The sequence below is a fragment of the Microbacterium aquimaris genome, from assembly GCF_039531285.1.
In the GTDB taxonomy this organism is placed as follows: Bacteria; Actinomycetota; Actinomycetes; order Actinomycetales; family Microbacteriaceae; genus Microbacterium; species Microbacterium aquimaris.
Map to the genome: position 1 here is coordinate 577,779 of NZ_BAAAPT010000001.1, position 19,227 is coordinate 597,005.

Sequence of the window (19,227 nt, forward strand, 5' to 3'; positions counted from 1 at the left end):
CACGGGGCGTTCACGGTCTCAGGCCGCGCTGGCCGCCAGCAAGGCGTCGGTCGCGTCCCCGCCCATGGGGTCGAGCTTCGGGGTGAGGATCACGCACGGTCCGGTGGCCGTTTCGGCGATCTTCTTCAGGTCGAACGAAGTCCAGTTGAACGCGTCGTAGGAACGGAAGTAGAACTTCCCCCCGTTGAGGTCGGCCATGTTCGTCCACACCGTGTACTCCGTGGGCGGGCCCGAGTCGGCACCGATGCCCTGGAACTTCACGCCTTCGCCGCCTTCGGCCGCGGGCGGGCTGGTGGATGCGCCGCGCGGACGGTCGAAGTTGTCCATGATCCGCGCCAGAGTCAGCGCGGCCTTGTCCGACTCGACCTTCTCGACGAAGTTCGAGTAGAAGACGGCGCGGATGAACCGGTCGACGGAGGTTCCCGAGCCCGGCAGGGCGGCGGTCGCGATACCCGAGTCGGGCTGGCGGACCTTCAGCGAGCCGAAGGTGGCGCTGGAGTGGTCGACGTTGGTCAGGTGGGTCCAGTTGCTGAGGTTGGTGAGGTGCCACGGGAACGTCGGGCCGTTGGTCATCACACCGGTGGGGTTGTCGTAGACGTGCTCGACGCCCTCCTGCCACTCGATGACGATCGACGCGCCGGTCTTGTCGTGCACCACCAGGTGGAACGGGAAGACCGCATCGCCGACCAGGGCGATGCGCGTGAGGTAGACCTCCTGGGTCTTGAGCGCTTCCTTGACCTCACCCACGGTGGAGAACTGGCTGAGCACCCACGCGCCGAGGTCCCACGCCTGGATCGCGGCGAGTGTCTTCGCGGCCGCCTCGCCCGGCCCGCCGGCCGAGGGGTAGGCGAGCAGGCTGAACGTGACACCCTCGGTGTTGAGGCCTTCGATCACCTTCAGATCGTTGGGCGTGAGCGGCTGCTCCTTCGTGGGCATCCGATCGGGCGCCGTCACGGCGATGAAACCGTGCTTGCCGGTGAAGGTCACGGGGTCGTTCTCGGGGGCCTGGCTCTCGAACGGCATGCCGGCCGGGACATAGGCGAGGACCCACGGCTCATCGACGTCGAGTTCCAGCGTTCGCCCGAAATACGGCAATCCGGAGAGATCCGTGTACTGGAGCGAGGTGCACATTCTGCGGCCTTTCGTTCGGATGACTCATCACACGGCCGTTCGACGGCCCGCGTCGACTCGACCGTACGGATCCGGCGCACTCCCGATCGGTGCCGCGGTAGCGATTTCGTCCCGCCGATGGTCCTCCCCTCACCTGGCTCTGGTCCGCGCCGCCGGTCGAGGGACTCCCTGTACGCACCCCCGCCGGAGCCTGATACAGTGGAGTGCCCGTTCGGGCCTCTCTTCTTGTTCTCGCGACGCCCCAACGCACCAGCGCAGGTTGACGTTATCCCCGCGGATTCCCTGAGTCCCTGGCTGTCGCACTCTTCGAAAGTTCTCTTGTCTTCTTCATCCGCCGCGACCGCGGCCACCCTCCACACGCCTCCCCACGCCCTCACCTGGGCTCAGGCCGACGACGACGTCCATGTCGCCACACGCTCCGGCGAGTACGCCGGCTTCATCGCCGCAGCCGGCGACCTGTTCGAAGCGCACAGCGCACGAGGCGAAGACCTCGGTAGCCACGCGACCCCCACTCTCGCCCGGATCGCCGTCGCGGACGCCCTCGCGCCCCGCACCCGACCGGCCACCACACCCCCCAACCGTCGCGGTCTCACTCGGAGACCGCACAACCTCGTCCGCTCACGCGGCCGACTCATGAAAAGGAAGAACACGATGGCCACTGGCACCGTGAAATGGTTCAACGCCGACAAGGGATACGGGTTCATCGCCCCCGACGACGGCTCCGCCGACCTGTTCGCGCACTACAGCGCGATCGCCGGGAACGGGTTCAAGGATCTGCAGGACGACCAGAAGGTCGAATTCGACGCCGAGCGCGGCCCCAAGGGCATGCAGGCAGCGAACATCCGCCTGATCTGACCGCCGCCCAGGGGCCGGTCGATACCCTGACCGACCCCTGGGAGTCCGGTCGTATTCCCTTCGCCGGATACGCGGGGCCGTAACGTGGCACTCAGCGATCGGCACCCGCCGTTGGCTTCATCGGCCGACACGGTCCCGATCGAAAACAGGTAGGAACATCTCCTCCACCGTCGAGCCCCGTCTCGGACCCATCCGACAGACCTACGCGCGAACGGAAGATTTCCCGCCGATCGCCCGCGCGTACACCGACATCTCCCAGGTCGTCCGCGAGAGCGGTCTGCTCCAGCGCACCCGTTGGTTCTACCTGCTGGTCGGCGCCGTGTTGACACTCGCGTTCGCGGGTTGCGTCGCCGGATTCATCCTCCTCGGCGACAGCTGGTTCCAGCTGCTGATCGCCGGCGCCCTGGGCATCCTCTTCACACAGGTCGCCTTCCTCGCCCATGAGGCGGCTCATCGCCAGATCCTCTCCTCCGGCCCCGCGAACGACAAGCTCGCACTGATCCTCGGCAACGGTGTGGTCGGCATGAGCTACTCCTGGTGGTCGTCCAAGCACACGCGCCACCACTCCAACCCGAACCGGGTCGGCAAAGATCCCGACATCGACGTCGACACGATCTCGTTCCTCGACACCGACGCCGCCGAAGCCCGAGGGCTCCGCCGGGCGATCACCCGACGTCAGGGATGGCTCTTCTTCCCGCTCCTCACGCTCGAAGGTCTCAACCTCCACGCCCTCGCGTTCCGCCACGTCGTCCGCCGCGACCCCGTCAAGGACCGCACGTGGGAGATCGTCCTCCTCCTTGCGCGGTTCGCTCTCATCTGGACTCCGGTCTTCGTGTTCCTTCCGCTCGGGATGGCCTTCGCCTTCCTGGGCGTGCAGCTCGCGGTGTTCGGTATCTACATGGGCGCATCCTTCGCCCCGAACCACAAGGGCATGCCGGTGATCGCCGCCGACGCCCGCCTCGACTTCTTCAGCAAACAGGTGCGCACCTCCCGCAACGTCTCCGGCGGCTGGTGGGCCACGTGGCTCATGGGCGGCCTGAACTACCAGGTCGAACATCACCTGTTCCCGAACATGCCCCGCCCGCACCTGTCCCGGGCCCGCAGTATCGTGCGCGAGCACTGCCGCACGCTGGATGTCCCGTACACCGAGACGACGCTGTGGCGTTCCTACGGCATCGTCATCGCCTACCTCAATCGCGTGGGCCTCGCCGCGCGTGACCCCTTCGACTGCCCCGTCTCCGCCACCTATCGGAAGGTGTGACCGAGGGCGCGGAACACGGGTCGCCCGGGCCTGCCCCCGCAACCGACACGTGACCGCGATCACGATCACGATCACGATCACGATCACGATCACGATAGGGTAAACGCTTACCGTCCGATTCTCGGTGCGGGCAGAGTGCGAAAGGACGACGATGTCGGATTCCGCGGCGCACACGCGCACGGTGGCGGCCTCCCGCGAGGTCTGCCTGTGGTTGACCCCCAAGATCTTCGCCTCGCTGCGCCACCCCACCGAGGCAGCCGAAGCCTTCTTCGACCACTACGCCGGATGGGCGGGCCGCGGGGACCGTCTCACGCTCAACTTCTGCGCGGGGAACGGAGACCACATCCTCGCCTATCGAGGATCCGCCGCATGGGACGACACCTTCGACTGGGCGCGCTACAACTGCTACGCCGGCGAGGACGTCGGGCACCACACCCACAACCGCTCATGGCTCTCCCGAGTGCGCGAGGGCGGCGAGCGGTCGCACAATCCGTACTCGGCCGGCCCCATGTTCCTCCTCAGCGACGAAACGCTGGACTATCGCACGCTTGCGGGCATCTACGCGGCTCTGCGGGGCGCCGCCGCCGAACGTGGCATCGACCTCACGCTTCTCGAGTATCTCGAGCCCGGACCCGAGTTCTGCCGCAGTGAGTGGAAGACACATCTGCACCCTGAAGGCGCGCGCGGGCAGGCGGATGCCGGCGGCAACATCGCCCGCGGCGTCATCGACGTGACCTCCACGCTGACGGCGGACTCGCGTGCGTATGCGGCGTTCCCCCACGGCATCACCGATGGGCTCATCACCGGGGATTTCGTCGCTGCGCAGTCTGCAGCCTTCGTACGCGACTTCGGACTGGACGGAATCTTCCTCGGGAACCAGTTCGGCCTCCTCGGGTTCTGGGACCCTGCGAATGCACCGGAACCCACCTTCGAGCGACGAACCGGCATCACGAGGTTCTTCGAGCAGATGCGAAAGCACATGGCCGACAAGCTCATCTACTGGATGGACAGCTACTGGCCCGCCGACGTCGAAGACCGTGCGTGGGCGATGAGTCGCGAGAACTACTATCTGCTCGACGCGATCATGGTGTGCAACTTCGCGGTCCTCGTGGAGCGCACCCAGATGGCACCGAACCTGCTCAGCCGTTTCGGGCTCCGCGGACGCGAACTCGCCGGACGCGGTGCACCCCGCGTGCTCTTCTCCTTCGACTTCGTCGATCCCTGGTACTGGTATCGCACCTACCTCGACGACCGCCGAACCTTCCTGTTCCAGCACGAGGTGTACGCGGACCTCGGTCACCGAGCGGAGGGCGTCACCTTCTTTGCGAACGACACGTTCGGGCACTTCGTCTGGCCCGATGCGTTGGAGCAAACACGCGCCGTCATCCTGGATGCTGCATCCGCACCGCACGTCACTTGAGCGCCCGGCGGCACTCTGCCGACGCGCCGGACTCCATGTCGCGGTGGCCGAGACCGTCACCGCGGGCCGCGTCGCAAGCGAGGTCGGTCGCGGAACCGGGGCTCAGGACTGGTTCCGCGGCGGGATCGTCGCGTACGAGACGACGGTGAAGCAGCGCCTTCTCGGGCTTTCCCCCGAGACCGACCCGTGCTCATCCGAGTCCGCCACCCAGCTCGCGCGCGCCTGCCGGACCCTCTTCGACGCCGATATGACCGTCTCGACCACCGGCGTCGGCGGCCCCGACCCTCAGGACGGCCATCCCGCGGGCACGGTGTACACCGGCTGGGCCACTGCGCAGCAGTCCGGTGCCGAGCTGTGCAGCTCGACGGGGGTGACCCGTCACCCGGTGAGGAGGACCCGCTCATCGGAATGGCGGCCCGCCGCGCCGTCTCGGAAGTCAACGACACCGCCGCTGATGGTGGCCAGCACCAGGGCGTCGCCCGTCGGCCCGTCACTTCGGAGCGCGATGCGCGCGCCTGCGGCGAGTCGTTCGTCGATGTCTTGCCGGGTCGTCCCGCGAGCGAACGGACGAGCCGTCGCGCCCCGCGGGATCCGGCCTCGGATTCCAACCAGGTCCGTGTCCGGCAGTCGCAGGACACGGCGACGACCGAGGCGACCGACGAGTGCCGCGCTCAGCACCGTCAGTCGGGCATCCGGCCCGTCCGCGATGAGCACCTGCGACAGTCCGGCCTCCCGCAACGCAGCGACTACCTCGTCGACGGAGTGTGCCATCGAGATGCGCGGCGCGTCTCCGGCAGCGGCAGCGGCCGCTGCCGCGGCATCCTCGCGGGAGCTGACGAGCAGGACCGGGATGCCTCGCTCGTGCAGGACACGCGCGAGCTCGCCGAGCCAGCGATCGTCGCCGATGATGCCGATGCCGGTCGGTGCGGGTTCTGCCACCTTCAACGCGCGCACCAGCGGGCCCGCGCCGAGCGCGTAGATCACGCCGGTGCCGAGGATCACGCCGAACACCACGGGGAGGAGGAAGTCGCTGGCGATGCCGGCCGCCGTCAAAGCCACCGAGAACTGCGCCGCTGTCGCAGCGGCGACGATGCCGCGCGGGTCCAAACCGCCGATCAGTACACGGTCGCGCCAGGGGAGTTTCGTCCGAACCAGCGCAAGCGCGACCGACAGAGGCCGCACCACCACGACCAGCACCAGCACGATGACCAGGGTGGGAATCGCGTATGTCGCGAGCGCATCCAGGTCGACGAGCGCACCGAGGAGGATGAAGAGGATGCCGATGATGAGCACCTCGAGGGTTTCACCGAAGCCCCGGATACGCGATGTCGGCACAACCCTCTGGTTCGCGGCGATGAAGCCGAGGGTTACGGTCGCGAACAGCCCGGCCTCGGAGAGGATGATGTCCGCGACCCCGAACGCCGCGGCGGCGAACATGAGGGCGACCGCGGCTTCCATACTGTCGGGAACCAGGAATCGCGCCATCACGAAGACGAGCAGCGCAGCAGCCACGACGCCGACGAGAACGCCGAGCCCGAGCCGCGCCAGCATCTCGAGCACGGGGTTCGCGCCTTCGCGGTCCGCCGCGAGAATCAGATTGAGGATGACGACCCCGAGGGTCGCCCCGATCGGGTCAAGAAACGTGCCTTCCCAATTCAGGATGGCCCCGGTGGGCCTGCGCGGACGCACCACGTTCAACAAGGGGCCGACCACGGTGGGCCCGGACACGACGATGATCGCTCCAAGCAGGAACGCCAGCTCCGTGGAGACGCCGAGGATCCACAAGCAGGCGAACGAGGCGCCGAGCAAGGTGACCGCCCCACCGATGCCGACAAGTCGGAGCACCGGGCGGCGCGCATCCGACGGAAGATCCGAGAGGCGCAGCTGAAGCCCACTCTGGAACAGCAGCAGGGCGACGAGGAAGGTCACCAGCGGGAACAGAGTGTCGCCGAACATCTCCTGCGGCCGGACAAGGCCGAAGACTCCTCCCGCCAGAAGCCCCGCCGGAAGGAGCAAGAGCAACCCCGGGAATCCCGCCCGTCTGGCGACCCACTGCGCGCCGATGCCGAGCACGACGATCGTGGTGAGCCCCAAGAAGATCGCGTTCTCGTCCATACGCCCCCGTCCTCTGCCCCCCCAGGATAGGGACACCGGCAGGATAGGGACACCGGCGGCCCAAGCTCATGAAGCCAGCCCCCGACACGAGCGAGACGGCCTCTCGTGCGAGCGCGGGAGAGGCCTCGGTGACGTTGAATGTGGACGGCGCCCGACTCGACGACGGCCTCGATGCTCTCCTCTCGAGGGATGAGGCACGTCGCAGACCGAAGGCCGTCACCGGGCACCCCGGGCAGGAAGAAACCCCCGCGATCCCAGTTTTTGCAAGGGATCTGCGGGGGTCTCAGCTGGCGGTGACGGTGGGATTTGAACCCACGGTAGGGGTGAACCTACACAACATTTCGAGTGTTGCACCTTCGGCCGCTCGGACACGTCACCGCCCACCAGCTTACGACACCTTCACCTCGCGGGCCAATCGAGCCGCTCCACCGGCGTCGTTCGACATCGAGAGAACCGTCACCCGCGCGCCCGCGGAGCCCGCCATACTGGGCTCATGAGCGTGATCGAGAACTCGAAACTCACCGTCGTCGGCGCGGGCAGTGTCGGCGCGAGCACCGCGTACGCGGCCCTCATCCGCGGTTCGGCCCGGCACGTCGCCCTCTATGACATCAACGCCGCCAAGGTCGAAGCCGAGGTGCTCGACCTCGCGCACGGCACGCAGTTCACCGGATCGAGCGACATCGTCGGTTCCGACGACGTCTCGGTCGTCGAAGGCTCGCAGGTGGTCGTCATCACCGCCGGCGCCAAACAGAACCCCGGCCAGTCCCGCATCGAACTGGCCGGCGTCAACGCCGGGATCATGCGGAAGATGATGCCGCAGCTGCTCGAGGTGGCCCCCGACGCGATCTACGTCGTGGTGACCAACCCGTGCGACGTGCTCACCGTGCTCGCGCAGGAGGCCACCGGCCTTCCGACCGAGCGCCTGTTCGCCTCCGGCACCGTGCTCGACACCTCCCGACTGCGCTGGAAGCTTGCCGAACGCGCCGGGGTCTCGCGGTCGAGCGTGCACGCCTACATCGTCGGCGAGCACGGCGACACCGAGTTCCCGCTGTGGTCGAAGGCCACCATCGGCACCGTCCCGATCCTCGACTGGGAGACCCCCCGCGGCGATCGCATGACCGTCGATGAACTCGACCAGATCGCCGACGACGTCCGCAACGCCGCCTACAAGGTGATCCAGGGCAAGGGCGCCACCAACTACGCCATCGGTCTTTCGAGCGCCCGCATCGTCGAGGCCATTCTCAACGATGAGCACGCCGTCATGCCCGTCTCCCCCGTGCTCCACGATTTCCACGGCGTCGACGGGGTCGCCCTGTCCGTCCCGTCGATCGTCAGCGCGTCCGGCGCACGACCGATCCGTGGGACGACGTTCGCACCGAACGAACTCGACCTGTTCCACCGCTCTGCGGACGCCCTGCGGGACGTCGCCGCCTCATTGCGCTGAACCCTTCCGGATGTCGCGCCGCGACGAGGTCTGCACTCCCGCGGGCGGCGCGGCATCCGGTATTGCGCCGACCTCGGCCCCGCTCAGCCGGCGGAGACGCCGCCACCCGGGATGGCGCTCAACAGATCCCGCGTGTAATCGTGCTGCGGCTCGGCGAACACGCGCCCGGCCGACCCCTGCTCGAGGATCACGCCGCGCCGCATCACCGCGATCTCGTCGGAGATCTGCCGGATGACACCGAGGTCGTGGGAGATGAACAGGTAGGTCAGATCGTGCTCGGCCTGAAGGTCGACCAGCAGCTGCAGCACCTGTTCTTGCACCGACACGTCGAGAGCCGATACCGGCTCATCGAGGATGATCATCTCGGGCCGCAACGCGAGGGCCCGCGCGATCGCGACGCGCTGACGCTGGCCGCCGGAAAGTTGCGCAGGCCGACGGTCGGCCAAGGCCGGATCGAGACGCACATCGGCCATCAGTGCGCGTACGGCTGAGGCACGATCGGCCCGGGAACCCATCCCGAACGCCCGCAACGGCTCATCGATGATCGCCCCGATGGTCATCCTCGGGTCCAACGACCCGAACGGGTTCTGATAGACCACCTGCAGTCGACGGCGCAGCTGACGTAGCGCCGTACCTCGTAGCCGCGTGATGTCCGCCCCGTCGAAGATGATCGTCCCGGCATCCGGTTCGACGATGCGTGCGATCATGCGCGCCGTCGTGCTCTTGCCCGAGCCCGACTCCCCCACGATCGCGAAAGTGGTACCGCGCGCGATCTCGAACTCCAGCCCGTCGGCGGCGACGATCGGCGCGGATGCCGACCCGTAGCTCTTCGCCAGACCCCGCACCCGCAGGAACGGCTCCGCCGTCTCGGGGACGGCGCGGACCGTTCCGCCGGTCGGTTCCAGACGGCGACTGCGCAGTCCCGGCGCCGCGGCGACGAGACGACGGGTGTACTCGTGCGTCGGATTCGTCAGGACCTCGGTCGACGTGCCCCGCTCGACGATCTCACCCTTGTTGACCACGACGATCCGATCCGCACGATCGGCGGCGACGCCGAGGTCGTGGGTGACCAGCAGCACCGATGTACCGTGACTCTCCCGCAGGGCCTGCATCCGGTCCAACACGTGCCGCTGCACGGTGGCATCCAGAGCGCTGGTGGGTTCATCGGCGATGACGAGATCGGGATTGCATGCCCACGCGATGCCGATCAGCACACGTTGGCGCAGACCCCCGGACAGCTCGTGGGGGTACTGACGCGCCCGTTGTCCCGGCTCCGGAATCCCCACCTCGTCGAGGATCTCGACCGCACGCCGACGCGCGTCCGGCGGTGTGAGTCCCAGGTGGCGACGCACCACCTCGGCGATCTGCTCACCGATGCGCACCACCGGGTTGAGGCTGTGGGAGGGATCCTGCGGGACGAATCCGATGCGCGCACCGCGCACGCGACGCAGCGCACGCTGCGACAGCCGCATCACGTCGATGTCGTCGAAATCGATCGAGCCGCCGACGATCGACGCCTCGCCCGGGAGCAGGCGCACCAGTGCATGCGCGATCGTGCTCTTGCCCGAACCCGACTCACCGACGAGTGCGAGCACCTCGCCGCGTCCGATGTCGAGGTCGACACCGCGCAGCGCCGGGTTGACGCCCGCGGGGGTGGTGTACTCCACCCGCAGGTCACGGACGGTGAGCAGGGGTGCGGGGGTCATCGTTCCCCTCCGATGAATCGAGAGACACGGTTGACCGAGAGCACGACCAGCAGGATGACCATACCGGGGAGGATGCTCAGCCACGGGGCGACCGCGACGAAGTCCCGGCCGGCCGACACGAGCGAACCCCACTCGGGTGCCGGCGGCTGGGCCCCGAAACCGAGGAAGCTCAGCGCCGATACGGCCAGGATCGCCAGTGCCAGCTCGAGAGCGGCCATGGCGATGATCGGTCGCGCCGCATTGGGAAGGACGTGTCGGACGAGGATCGTGGGTCCGCGCACTCCGAGGGTGCGCGCCGCTTCGATGTACTCCTCCGAGCGCACCCGGATGACCTGCGCGCGCATCACGCGTGCGAACGTCCCCGAGGTGCCCAGCCCCACGCCGAGCCCGATCGCGACCGGCCCGAACCCGAGCGAGGCGACGACGATGAGTGCCAGCAGGATGCCGGGGATGGCGATGACGACATCGACGAAGCGCATCACGACGGCGTCGACGGGGCCACGCAGATACCCCGTGATCAGGCCGATGATCGCCCCGGCGGTGACACCGGCGACCACGGCGAGGCCGGCCGCCGACAGCGACAGACGCGCCCCGTAGATGACGCGGGAGAAGACGTCCCTCGCGAGATGGTCGGTTCCGAACAGGTGCTCCCAGCTGGGCGGGGCCAGACGCAGAGCGCCGACGGACTGGTACGGGTCGTACGGGGCCAGCAGAGCGGGGGCGATGACGGCGAGCGCGGTCAGCGCGAGGATGACGACCGACACGACGACGTCGGGGTGACGGAGGTACTTCACCGCCGGCCTCCCTTCGACCCGATCAGTCGGGTTCGGGTACGCGGGTCGATCACGCCGTACAGCGCGTCGACGATGAGGGTGACCACCGCGTAGACGGTGGCGACGACGACCACGATGCCGAGCAGCACGTTGATGTCGCGCGCGAGCACCGCGTCGACCATCAGACGCCCGATCCCGTCGCGGGAGAACACCGTCTCGACCACGGCGGTGCCCCCGGCGAGGTATCCGATCTGCAGACCGATGATCGTGATCGCGGGCAGCATCGCGTTGCGGAGCACGTGGCGGAAGACCACCGTCGTCTGCGACAGCCCCTTGGCGTTGGCGGTGAAGACGAAGGGGCTGGCTCCGGCATCGAAGACCGCCGCGGAGAACACCTGGAAGAACACCGCGGCCGTCGGCAGCGCCAGGGTGATGCCCGGCAGGACCACACTCGAAAATCCTGTCGCACCCGAGGCGGGGAACCACCCGAGGCCGAAGGAGAACACCGTGATGAGGACGAGCCCGGTCAGGAAGGCGGGGATCGCGATACCCAGCGGCGGGATCTGCAGCACGAGGTTCCGCATCCATCCCGGTCGTGCGATGTAGGCCCACACCGTGAACACGAGCGCGATCAGAAAGCCGACGACCAACGCGAAGACGGCCAGTGCCGCCGTCGGTCCGGCCACCCGCAGGATCGTCTCCGAGACGGGGATCCCGGTGGCGATCGAAACCCCCAGGTCACCTCGGAAGATCCCGAAGAAGCCGGTCAGGTACTGCTGCCAGGCGGGCCCGTCCAGGCCGTATCGGGCACGCAATTCCGCCAGCACCTCCGGGTCGGTGCTGGTCGCGTCCCCACCGCGCACGGCGAGCGCGGCGAGGATCGGGTCGCCGGGCAGCGCGTGGATCAACAGGAACGCGACGGTGTAGGAGGCCCACACCACGAACAGGGCTTGGCCGATCTTGGGCAGCAGGAAGCGAACCGCCACCCCGACCCGTCCCCGTGTCGTCGTCCCTGCGTCCACGCGCTGCACCGGCGTGGTCATCACTCGGAGGTGACGACGGTGTCGTACAGGTGGATGCGCGAGGCCGAGTCGAACGTGATGCCTTCGACACCCGCGCGCGACGCGTGCAGCTGCACGGTCTGCAGGGTCGGGATCACGTACGCGCGCTCGGCGACGATCTCCTGGATCTCATCGACGATCTCCTGACGCGCGTCGACGTCGGCGGTCATGCTCTGCTCCTGCAGCAGGGCCTCCAGCTCGGCGTCGTCGACGATGCCCCAGCGCGAAGGCGAGTCGACCGACAGCAGCACACGCAGCACGTCGGGGTCGGTGCGGGTGAGCCCTGCGCCGAGCATCTCGTAGTCGCCCGTGGCGATCGCGCCGAAGAAGTCACCGGCGGTGACCATGTTCAGCTGCAGGTCGATACCCACCTCGCGAAGCTGCTGCTGCGCCGCCTCGAGGACGTCCTGCGCGTAGAAGGCGGTGACGGTGACCGTCAGCGGCTGTCCGTCACGCTCGTAGATGCCATCGGATCCGAGCTCCCACCCGTCGGCCTCGAGGACGGCGGTCGCGCCGTCGGGGTCGTACGCGAGCGTGTCACCGAGGTCGGTGAAGCCCGGGGTCGAGCTGGTCAGCACACTGGTGGGTGCCGCGCCGCTGACAGAGCCGGCGATGACGTTGATCTGGTCGCGGTCCAGTCCCATCGTGATCGCCTGACGGACGCTCTCGTCACCGAGCAACCCCTGCGTGGTGTTGACGACGAAAGAGTTCGGCACGCCGGGGTTGGCCTTGGCGTACAGGTTGTACTCGTCGGTGGTGAAGCGCGACTCGTCGATGTAGGGCAGGTCCTGGATGGCGTCGTACTCGCCCGAGGACAGCCCACCGGTGCGCACGCTCGCCTCGGTGATGATCGGGAAGGTCACCGTCTCGAGGTAGGCCTCACCCTCGTGCCCGCGCAGCTCGGAGGCCCAGTCGTAGCCATCGCGACGGTCGATCACGATCGAATCGTTGGCGACGTAGGAATCCAGCACGAACGGCCCGGAGCCGATCGGTGCGGCACAGCGCTCCTCCGGAGTGGCCGTCGCGGACGCCTCCGAGAGGATGCCCAGCGACATCGTCGTGGCGCCCTGCAGGAACGCGACGTTGGGCTCGGCGAAGTTCACGGTGAACTCCGTGTCGCTGATCACGTCGGTGCCGGTGTAGCCCTCGAGGTAGGCGCCGGCGAGAGATGCGGAGCCGCCGAGTTCGATGATGGTGTCGAAGTTGGTGGCCACGACCTCACTGGTCAGCGCGGTGTCGTCGCTGAAGGTGACGTCGTCGCGCAGCGTGAAGGTGTAGGAGGTGAGGTCGTCGCTGACTTCCCAGCTCTCAGCGAGCCACGGGACGATCTCACCGGTGTCGGGGTCCTGGTCCAGCAGCGAGTCCGTCAGCTGGCGACCGACGTTCAGTGCGGTCGTGACCGACGTCTGCTGCGGGTCGATGCAACCGGCGTCTTCCATCAGGGCGAAGACGATGTCCTGCGGCAGGTCGGCGTTGGGAGTGGCGGCGCTTTCGGCGTCGCCGGAGCAGGCCGAGAGGGCTACTGCGGCGACGGTGAGGCCGGCGGGGACGGCGGCCCAACGGGCCGCTCGGGTTCGGGTGATCACAGATTTCTCCTAGGGGGATGGAGGGGGTGGTGCGTCAGTCCGGCAGGGTGCCGGCCACGAGCTCACCGCGGGCGACGACGGCGACGATGTTCTCGGTGGTCAGGGTGTCGATGTCCTCCCACGGGCGACCGCGGACGACGATGAAGTCGGCGCCGAGGCCCGGAATCAGGCGTCCGGTGGTCTGACCCATCCGGATGGCGTCGGCGGCGTCGGAGGTTCCCGCGCGGAGGGTGCGCTCGGAGGTCCAGGCGAAGCTACGCCGCATGAGGCGCATCTCTTCGAGCTGGTCTCCGAACGCGATCATCACCCCGTTGGCGTCGGTGCCGAGCACGAAACGCACACCGGCGGCGGCGGCCCCGACGAAGTTGGCGTCGCGCTCGGCGACGACCGCCTGCGCCTTCTCGGCCGCCTCGTCGCTGACGGGGAAGCGACGCTCGGCGATCGCGTCGTTGATGAGCAGGGTCGGCGCGACGGGGATGTCGCGCTCGATGAGGATCTCCCAGTGGCGTTCCTCGATGCCGGTTCCGTGCTCGATCGAGTCGACCTCGAACTCCAACGCCAGGTCGATCCCCTCCGCGTTGTGGGCATGGGCGGCAACGAGCATGCCCAGGGCGTGCGCCTCGTCGACGGTCGCGGCGATCTCGGCCGTGGTCTGGTTGCGCCAACCGACCTTGTCTCCCACCGAGAGCACGCCACCGCTGGTGTAGATCTTGATGCCGTCGGTTCCCGAACGCGCCCACTGGCGCACGAGCTTGCGGCACTCATCGGGTGAGTCGGCCGTCGGCGCCCGATGCGGGAAGTGCGGCGGGGTGAACAGGTCGCCGTGCCCGGCGGTCATGCCCACGGGGCAGTTCACACGGAGGCGGGGTCCGGGGACCAGGCCCGCCTCGAGAGCGCGCGCGGCGGCGAGTTGCACCGTCGACCCCCCGAGGTCGCGCAGCGTGGTCACCCCGGCGGCCGCGGCCCGTCGTGCGTGTGCGACCACGTGCAGCGACCGCTCTTCCGCCGGCGTGATCAGAGGCCAGGTCATCCAGTCGACCGACCCCGATCCGGCGTGGGAGTCCATATGCACGTGGGTGTCGACCAGACCGGGGATCACGCTGTACTGCGCATCGGCCTCACCTTGCGGCGTCCCGACCGCGGAGATGACGCCGTCTTGCCATGCGAGCGAGCGCACGCCCCGATCGGCGTCGCCGTCCCACAGCGACATCGCCGCAATCCGCTTCTCCGTCTGCGCCACGCGGGCCCCTCTCGTGTGCCGGACTCCGGCTCTCTCCTCGTGCCGGCTCGGCACACGAACGGCCACACTACCTACCACGATTCAGAAAAAGGTCAACAAGTCGACCTGAAGAGGATGTTTTACAGGTCAGAAACAAACGATGAACCGTGATTTTGAAGGGAATGAGGAATGCTGGTTGCGTCTCGATCGGCTCTCTTGTCGATAAGTCGAGGAAAGTAGGGGGAACGATGCGGAGCGCATCACTGGAAACCGGCCGCCGCATCGCGGTCTCGTTGGCACCGGGCGACGATCTGATCGGATCGATCGCGAGCGCATGTGCCCACCACAGGATCTCACAGGGTGTCATCGTCACCCTCAGCGGCGCCTTCCGCGATGTGGAGCTGATCGCCGCGCAGACCCCGTCGGCCGACCCTGAACCACCCCTGCCCGAGAGCGTGCGCATCCCCTACACGGAGGGGATCGGGTCCGGCACCATCACCACCGGCGCCGAGGGCCATGTCGTCCACGTCCACCTCGCCGTCGGGCGAAAGGACGCCGGGGCGCGCGCGTTCGCCGGCCACGTGCTCGCCGCCGAAGCCCACTACGTCGTCGAGATCGTCATCGACGAAGTGCTGAACCCCCGGATGCTCCGCACACCCTCCGACCAGACCTGGGGGCTCCCCACCCTGGACTTCGCCGAGCGCGCCGAGGCGACCTCGTGAGCACCACCCTGCCCCTGCCGCCCCCCGGAGGGGACCCGGCCGCTCTTCGCATGCAGCACGGTCTGCTGCGCTTCGTCAGGGAGGCCGCCGAGAGCGGGGCACCGTTGCCCGGCGAGCACGAGCTGACGGCACGACTCGGGTGCACCCGGCAGCAGCTCCGCAACGCGATGTCCACCCTCGAGGCCCAGGGCATCGTCCGGCGGCGCCAAGGCACCGTCACGACGGTGGACCCCGTCGCGCTGCGGCTGAGCGTGCGGCTCGAGGAGCAGTTCGAGCACACCGACCTGCTCGACCGCCTCGGCTACCGTGCGAGCGTCGAAGTCCTCAGCTCGCAGACCGGGACGCTCCCGTCGCAGGCCGCGGCGCTCATGGAGCTCCCCCCGGCCACGCGCGCCCACCGCGCGCGGAAACGATGGCGCGCCGACGAGACCGTCGCGATGGTGGCCGACGACGTCGTCCCGCTCGCCGACGAGATCGAGGCCCGTGACGGCGAATCGATCTTCGACCTCGCTCACCGCGTCTGGGGCGAACCGGTCATCTGGGAGGTCAGCACCCCCGGGGTCGCCCTGCTCGACGAGGCGCTGGCGACGACGTTCGAGCTCGCCGTCGGGACGCCGGTCATGACGTTCGAGCTCGTCGGCGTCGGCGCCAGCGGAAAGCGGCTGATGTACAGCCTCGAGTATCACAACCCCGCCGTGGCCTCCTACTCGGTGGTGCGCACGGTACGCCCGCCCTGGCACGGCGGATGAGCCTTCTTGTGGACAAGTGAGAACCCCGGCGGGATCGTCGGGTGACAGTTCACGCGCATTTCCGGGGATGATTTCCATCGTGTTACATCTGTGGCGTTCTCGATCCGTGCACTTGTCGACAAGTGGGCGTGCTGGGCTATTGTCGTGAGCGTCTTCGGAAAGGTCGTCATGCCACATCCGCCCGCCACCACCGTCCGCGTCGACGAGCAGCAGATCCGCGCCCTCCCGAAGGCGGAGGTGCACGTGCACCTTGAGGGCACGTTCTCGCTGATAGACCTGCTGACCCTCGCGAGAGAGAACGGGGTCCCCCTGCCGGGGCCGGCTGCGACCATCTTCGACATCTCGACCCACGCCGACTACGTCGCACCGGAAGTGACATCGGGTGGCGGCTCGGGCGCCGGGGCGGCAGGACTCACGGGCTTCCTCCGTTTCCTCGACTGGCAGTGCGGGCTGGTCCGCACGGCCGAGCAGGCCGCACGGGTCGCCTACGCGTTCGCCGCCCGCCAGACCGCCGCGGGCGTGCGCTACAGCGACGTCATCGTCAACCCGACGCACTGGAACGCTTGGCGAGGGCGCGAGTTCGCCCTGCTCGATGCACTCGCCGGCGGTCTCGACGACGCCGAGCAGGACGGCCTGTGTCGGGTGAACATCGCCTACTCGCTCCTCCGGTCGCAGAGCGCCGTCGACGCCGAGACGATCGTCGCCGAGCTGGCCCGCGCCCGCCCCCGGCGCGTGGTGGCCCTCTCGGTCGACGGTGACGAGAAGGTCGCCGGGCGCACGGGCGAGAAGTTCCGCGACGCCTTCGCCGGCGCGGCCCGCGCCGGCTTCCACCGCACCGTGCACGCCGGGGAATCGAGCGGACCGGACGGGGTCTGGGACGCGATCGATCTCCTCCAGGCCGAACGCATCGACCACGGGGTGCGCGCCGTCGAGGACGAGGCTCTCATCGCACGCCTCGTCGACGAGCGCATCAGCCTCGGGGTGTGCCCGAGGTCGAACGTCACCCTCGGGATCTACCCGGACTGGGGGGCGCACCCCCTCCGCAGGCTCGTCGACGCCGGAGTGCTCGTGACCGTGAACACCGACGACCCCGCACCGATGGGGACCACGCTGGATGTCGACTGGGCCGTCACGGCGGAGCGTTTCGGGTTCGACCTGTCCGACATGATCGGGTTCGCCCAGCGTTCCATCGACGCCTCGTTCGCCGACGACGATCTGAAGCGCGACCTGTCCGCAGAACTGCTCACCGTCAGCGCATCGCTGCGGTGACCCCGAGCCGGCCGTCGCCATCGTGTCGACCCCCCGCGACATGATGGCGGCGGTCTCCCCGTCACACGGGACGACGACCCCCCGCACCGGAGAAGAGACCGGATGACCGACAAGACGCAGCTGATCCCGACCACCGCCGAACTGATGCGGTTGCGGGCCGTCGCGGCGGGCCTGGAGCGGCCCGACGTCATCGTGCGCGGCGGCCTCGTCCTCTCCCCCGGCACCGAGGAGTGGCTCGAGCGCGACATCCTCATCGCCGGACGCCACATCGCCACATTGACCCCCTGGGGCCACGTGACCGGCGCCGGGCGCGAGCTCGACGCGCGGGGCTCCTGGGTTGTGCCGGGGTTCATCGACGCGCATCTGCACGTGGAATACACCAACCTCACGCCGGGCCAACTGGCGCGCGTGAGCGTGCCACGCGGCACGACCACGGTGCTGACCGACCCGAACGCGGCGGCCAACGTCTGGGGCCCGGAAGGCATGGACTACATGCTCACCACCGGTGCCCCGTTCCACATCTTCCAGCAGGTATCCCCCACGACCCCGGCCTCGACCACGCTCGAACGCGGCGGCGCCGTCATTCCCGAGGAGACCGTGCTCACGCGCCTCCACGACGATGTCACCGCCACACTCGGCGAGGGAAACCCCTTCGACCTCGGCGAGGTGTCCACGGCACGCTTCCGCGAGGCCCTGGTCGCGGGACGCCGCATCACCGGGCACACCGCCGCGCAATCGCACGAGACCCTGTGGAGCTACCTCTCCGCCGGCGTCGGCGACGACCACAACGCGGCCACCGTCGAGGAAGTGCTCGAACGCACCCGGCTGGGCGCGATGGTCACCGTCATGGGGTCCTCCCTCGCCGACAACACGGTGCCCCTGTTCGCCGACCTCGACGCCGTGGCACCCGCCCTCCGCCACATGTGTTTCTGCGCCGACGACAAGCACGCCCTCGACCTCAGCGGACAGGGCCACATCGACCACCACGTCCGTCAGGCCGTCCGCTTCGGCGTCGACCCGGTGCTCGCGTACCGCATGGCCACCGCGCAGCCGGCGCACTACTACCGACTCGACCAGGTGCTCGGCCTGCTCGCGCCGTCGCGGCTCGCCGATCTGCAGATCATCCCCGACCTCGCCGAGGTGCAGCCGACGACCGTGATGGTCGCCGGCTCCGTGGTCGCCCGCGACGGTCGCGCGGTGTTCGACGTGGACGACGAGGTCCCGGCGTGGACGCGCGACAGCATCCGTCTACCCGAGGTGATCGATCCCGCCCTGCTTCGGGTGTCGGCCGATACGCCTCGGGCCCGGGTGCGGGCGATGGAGATGTACGACGGCTACTTCAAGCGTGCCTTCGAGGCCGAACTCCCGGTCGCGGGGGGCGCTGTGCAGTGCGACACCGCGACCGACGTCCTCAAGATCGCGGTGATCGATCGCCACCACGCCGAGCCCCTCGCCGGAATCGGATTCGTGCGTGGATTCGGGCTACGCCGCGGCGCGATCGCCATTTCGATGAACTGCCCCAACATGAACATCGCCGTCGTCGGCGCCGACGACGCCTCGATGCTGCGCGCGGTCGAGGAGATCCGCGCGATGGGAGGCGGATTCGTCACGGTCGACGGCGACGACGTGCTCGCGCGCGTGGAGCTGCCGGTCGGCGGCATGATGAGCGACGCCCCGTTCGAACAGACCGCCGCGGCGCTCGAGCACGCGCACGCCGTCACGGCCGCGCTCGGCTGCCCCATCCCCTCCCCGTACATCATCCTGTCGTTCGTGGGCCTCTATGTCGTGCCCGATCTGGGCGTGACCGAACGGGGACTCGTCGACACCTTCTCGCAGGAGGTCGTCGACGTCCTGCTCCCGGGCCCCGTCCACGCGTGCGGCCACACCGACGCCGACCGGCATCCCTGACCCGAAAG

General features: G+C 68.5%; 15 protein-coding genes, 1 tRNA gene and 1 pseudogene. 9 read left to right on the forward strand and 8 right to left on the reverse strand.

The window, feature by feature from the left end; translation table 11 throughout:
• Positions 1-18: 18 nt before the first annotated feature.
• On the reverse strand, positions 19-1,131 hold the full coding sequence (locus ABD204_RS02720; RefSeq protein ID WP_194423164.1) for a linear amide C-N hydrolase: 1,113 nt from the start codon (positions 1,129-1,131) through the stop codon (positions 19-21).
• Positions 1,132-1,782: 651 nt separating this feature from the next.
• Between ABD204_RS02720 and ABD204_RS02725 the strand changes: the two genes are divergently transcribed.
• The 4 genes and pseudogenes from ABD204_RS02725 to ABD204_RS02740 form a co-directional block, all read left to right on the forward strand.
• Positions 1,783-1,986: a cold-shock protein gene (locus tag ABD204_RS02725; protein WP_194424198.1), complete on the forward strand. Its 204-nt coding sequence runs from the start codon at positions 1,783-1,785 to the stop codon at positions 1,984-1,986.
• A 157-nt stretch (positions 1,987-2,143) separates the two neighbouring features.
• Positions 2,144-3,247, forward strand: a complete 1,104-nt coding sequence (locus ABD204_RS02730) for a fatty acid desaturase family protein (protein ID WP_322597563.1) — start codon at positions 2,144-2,146, stop codon at positions 3,245-3,247.
• Positions 3,248-3,398: 151 nt separating this feature from the next.
• Positions 3,399-4,667 carry a hypothetical protein gene (locus ABD204_RS02735; RefSeq protein ID WP_194423165.1) on the forward strand — a complete coding sequence of 423 codons (1,269 nt, stop codon included), beginning with the start codon at positions 3,399-3,401 and terminating at the stop codon, positions 4,665-4,667.
• Positions 4,639-5,004, forward strand: a pseudogene (locus tag ABD204_RS02740) (CinA family protein); the annotation flags it as partial. The gene ABD204_RS02735 and the pseudogene ABD204_RS02740, both read left to right, overlap by 29 nt.
• Before the next feature lie 41 nt (positions 5,005-5,045).
• Here ABD204_RS02740 and ABD204_RS02745 read toward each other — a convergent pair.
• Both ABD204_RS02745 and ABD204_RS02750 read right to left on the reverse strand, forming a co-directional pair.
• Positions 5,046-6,782 carry a cation:proton antiporter domain-containing protein gene (locus ABD204_RS02745; RefSeq protein WP_241747762.1) on the reverse strand — a complete coding sequence of 579 codons (1,737 nt, stop codon included), beginning with the start codon at positions 6,780-6,782 and terminating at the stop codon, positions 5,046-5,048.
• Between the two features lie 288 nt (positions 6,783-7,070).
• A tRNA-Ser gene (locus ABD204_RS02750) sits at positions 7,071-7,160 on the reverse strand.
• Between the two features lie 115 nt (positions 7,161-7,275).
• Here ABD204_RS02750 and ABD204_RS02755 point away from each other — a divergent pair.
• Positions 7,276-8,226 carry an L-lactate dehydrogenase gene (locus ABD204_RS02755; RefSeq protein ID WP_194423166.1) on the forward strand — a complete coding sequence of 317 codons (951 nt, stop codon included), beginning with the start codon at positions 7,276-7,278 and terminating at the stop codon, positions 8,224-8,226.
• Positions 8,227-8,309: 83 nt separating this feature from the next.
• Here the strand turns inward: ABD204_RS02755 and ABD204_RS02760 are convergent, their stop codons facing one another.
• Genes ABD204_RS02760 through ABD204_RS02780 form a run of 5 tightly spaced genes read right to left on the reverse strand, consistent with a single transcriptional unit; the run spans position 8,310 to position 14,592 of the window.
• A complete protein-coding gene (locus tag ABD204_RS02760; protein ID WP_194423167.1) occupies positions 8,310-9,932 on the reverse strand; it encodes a dipeptide ABC transporter ATP-binding protein in 1,623 nt (540 codons plus the stop codon).
• The gene (locus ABD204_RS02765; protein ID WP_194423168.1) at positions 9,929-10,726 is read right to left on the reverse strand and encodes an ABC transporter permease; all 798 of its coding nucleotides are present in this window, start codon (positions 10,724-10,726) and stop codon (positions 9,929-9,931) included. Before ABD204_RS02765 ends, ABD204_RS02760 begins: the two co-directional genes overlap by 4 nt.
• The gene (locus tag ABD204_RS02770) at positions 10,723-11,748 is read right to left on the reverse strand and encodes an ABC transporter permease (RefSeq protein WP_194423169.1); all 1,026 of its coding nucleotides are present in this window, start codon (positions 11,746-11,748) and stop codon (positions 10,723-10,725) included. The genes ABD204_RS02765 and ABD204_RS02770 overlap by 4 nt, the downstream gene beginning before the upstream one ends.
• The gene (locus tag ABD204_RS02775; protein ID WP_194423170.1) at positions 11,748-13,352 is read right to left on the reverse strand and encodes an ABC transporter substrate-binding protein; all 1,605 of its coding nucleotides are present in this window, start codon (positions 13,350-13,352) and stop codon (positions 11,748-11,750) included. The genes ABD204_RS02770 and ABD204_RS02775 overlap by 1 nt, the downstream gene beginning before the upstream one ends.
• Positions 13,353-13,386: 34 nt before the next feature.
• A complete protein-coding gene (locus tag ABD204_RS02780; protein ID WP_194423171.1) occupies positions 13,387-14,592 on the reverse strand; it encodes an amidohydrolase family protein in 1,206 nt (401 codons plus the stop codon).
• Positions 14,593-14,819: 227 nt separating this feature from the next.
• On the opposite strand from ABD204_RS02780, the gene ABD204_RS02785 reads away from it, so the two are divergent.
• The 4 genes from ABD204_RS02785 to ABD204_RS02800 all read left to right on the forward strand — a co-directional run bounded on the left by ABD204_RS02785 (position 14,820) and on the right by ABD204_RS02800 (position 19,219).
• Positions 14,820-15,293: a PPC domain-containing DNA-binding protein gene (locus ABD204_RS02785; RefSeq protein WP_194423172.1), complete on the forward strand. Its 474-nt coding sequence runs from the start codon at positions 14,820-14,822 to the stop codon at positions 15,291-15,293.
• On the forward strand, positions 15,290-16,042 hold the full coding sequence (locus ABD204_RS02790) for a GntR family transcriptional regulator (protein ID WP_194423173.1): 753 nt from the start codon (positions 15,290-15,292) through the stop codon (positions 16,040-16,042). The genes ABD204_RS02785 and ABD204_RS02790 overlap by 4 nt, the downstream gene beginning before the upstream one ends.
• Before the next feature lie 144 nt (positions 16,043-16,186).
• The gene (add, locus tag ABD204_RS02795; protein WP_206697129.1) at positions 16,187-17,311 is read left to right on the forward strand and encodes an adenosine deaminase; all 1,125 of its coding nucleotides are present in this window, start codon (positions 16,187-16,189) and stop codon (positions 17,309-17,311) included.
• Positions 17,312-17,413: 102 nt separating this feature from the next.
• On the forward strand, positions 17,414-19,219 hold the full coding sequence (locus ABD204_RS02800) for an adenine deaminase C-terminal domain-containing protein (protein ID WP_194423174.1): 1,806 nt from the start codon (positions 17,414-17,416) through the stop codon (positions 19,217-19,219).
• The last annotated feature ends 8 nt before the right edge of the window (positions 19,220-19,227 follow it).

Excerpts from the sequence above, each read along its gene's own strand:
- ABD204_RS02760 (WP_194423167.1), bottom strand. The coding sequence starts at position 9,932 with ATGACCCCCGCACCCCTGCTCACCGTCCGTGACCTGCGGGTGGAGTAC.
- ABD204_RS02735 (WP_194423165.1), top strand. The coding sequence starts at position 3,399 with ATGTCGGATTCCGCGGCGCACACGCGCACGGTGGCGGCCTCCCGCGAG.
- ABD204_RS02785 (WP_194423172.1), top strand. The coding sequence starts at position 14,820 with ATGCGGAGCGCATCACTGGAAACCGGCCGCCGCATCGCGGTCTCGTTG.
- ABD204_RS02755 (WP_194423166.1), top strand. The coding sequence starts at position 7,276 with ATGAGCGTGATCGAGAACTCGAAACTCACCGTCGTCGGCGCGGGCAGT.
- ABD204_RS02800 (WP_194423174.1), top strand. The coding sequence starts at position 17,414 with ATGACCGACAAGACGCAGCTGATCCCGACCACCGCCGAACTGATGCGG.
- ABD204_RS02725 (WP_194424198.1), top strand. The coding sequence starts at position 1,783 with ATGGCCACTGGCACCGTGAAATGGTTCAACGCCGACAAGGGATACGGG.
- ABD204_RS02720 (WP_194423164.1), bottom strand. The coding sequence starts at position 1,131 with ATGTGCACCTCGCTCCAGTACACGGATCTCTCCGGATTGCCGTATTTC.
- ABD204_RS02770 (WP_194423169.1), bottom strand. The coding sequence starts at position 11,748 with ATGACCACGCCGGTGCAGCGCGTGGACGCAGGGACGACGACACGGGGA.
- ABD204_RS02745 (WP_241747762.1), bottom strand. The coding sequence starts at position 6,782 with ATGGACGAGAACGCGATCTTCTTGGGGCTCACCACGATCGTCGTGCTC.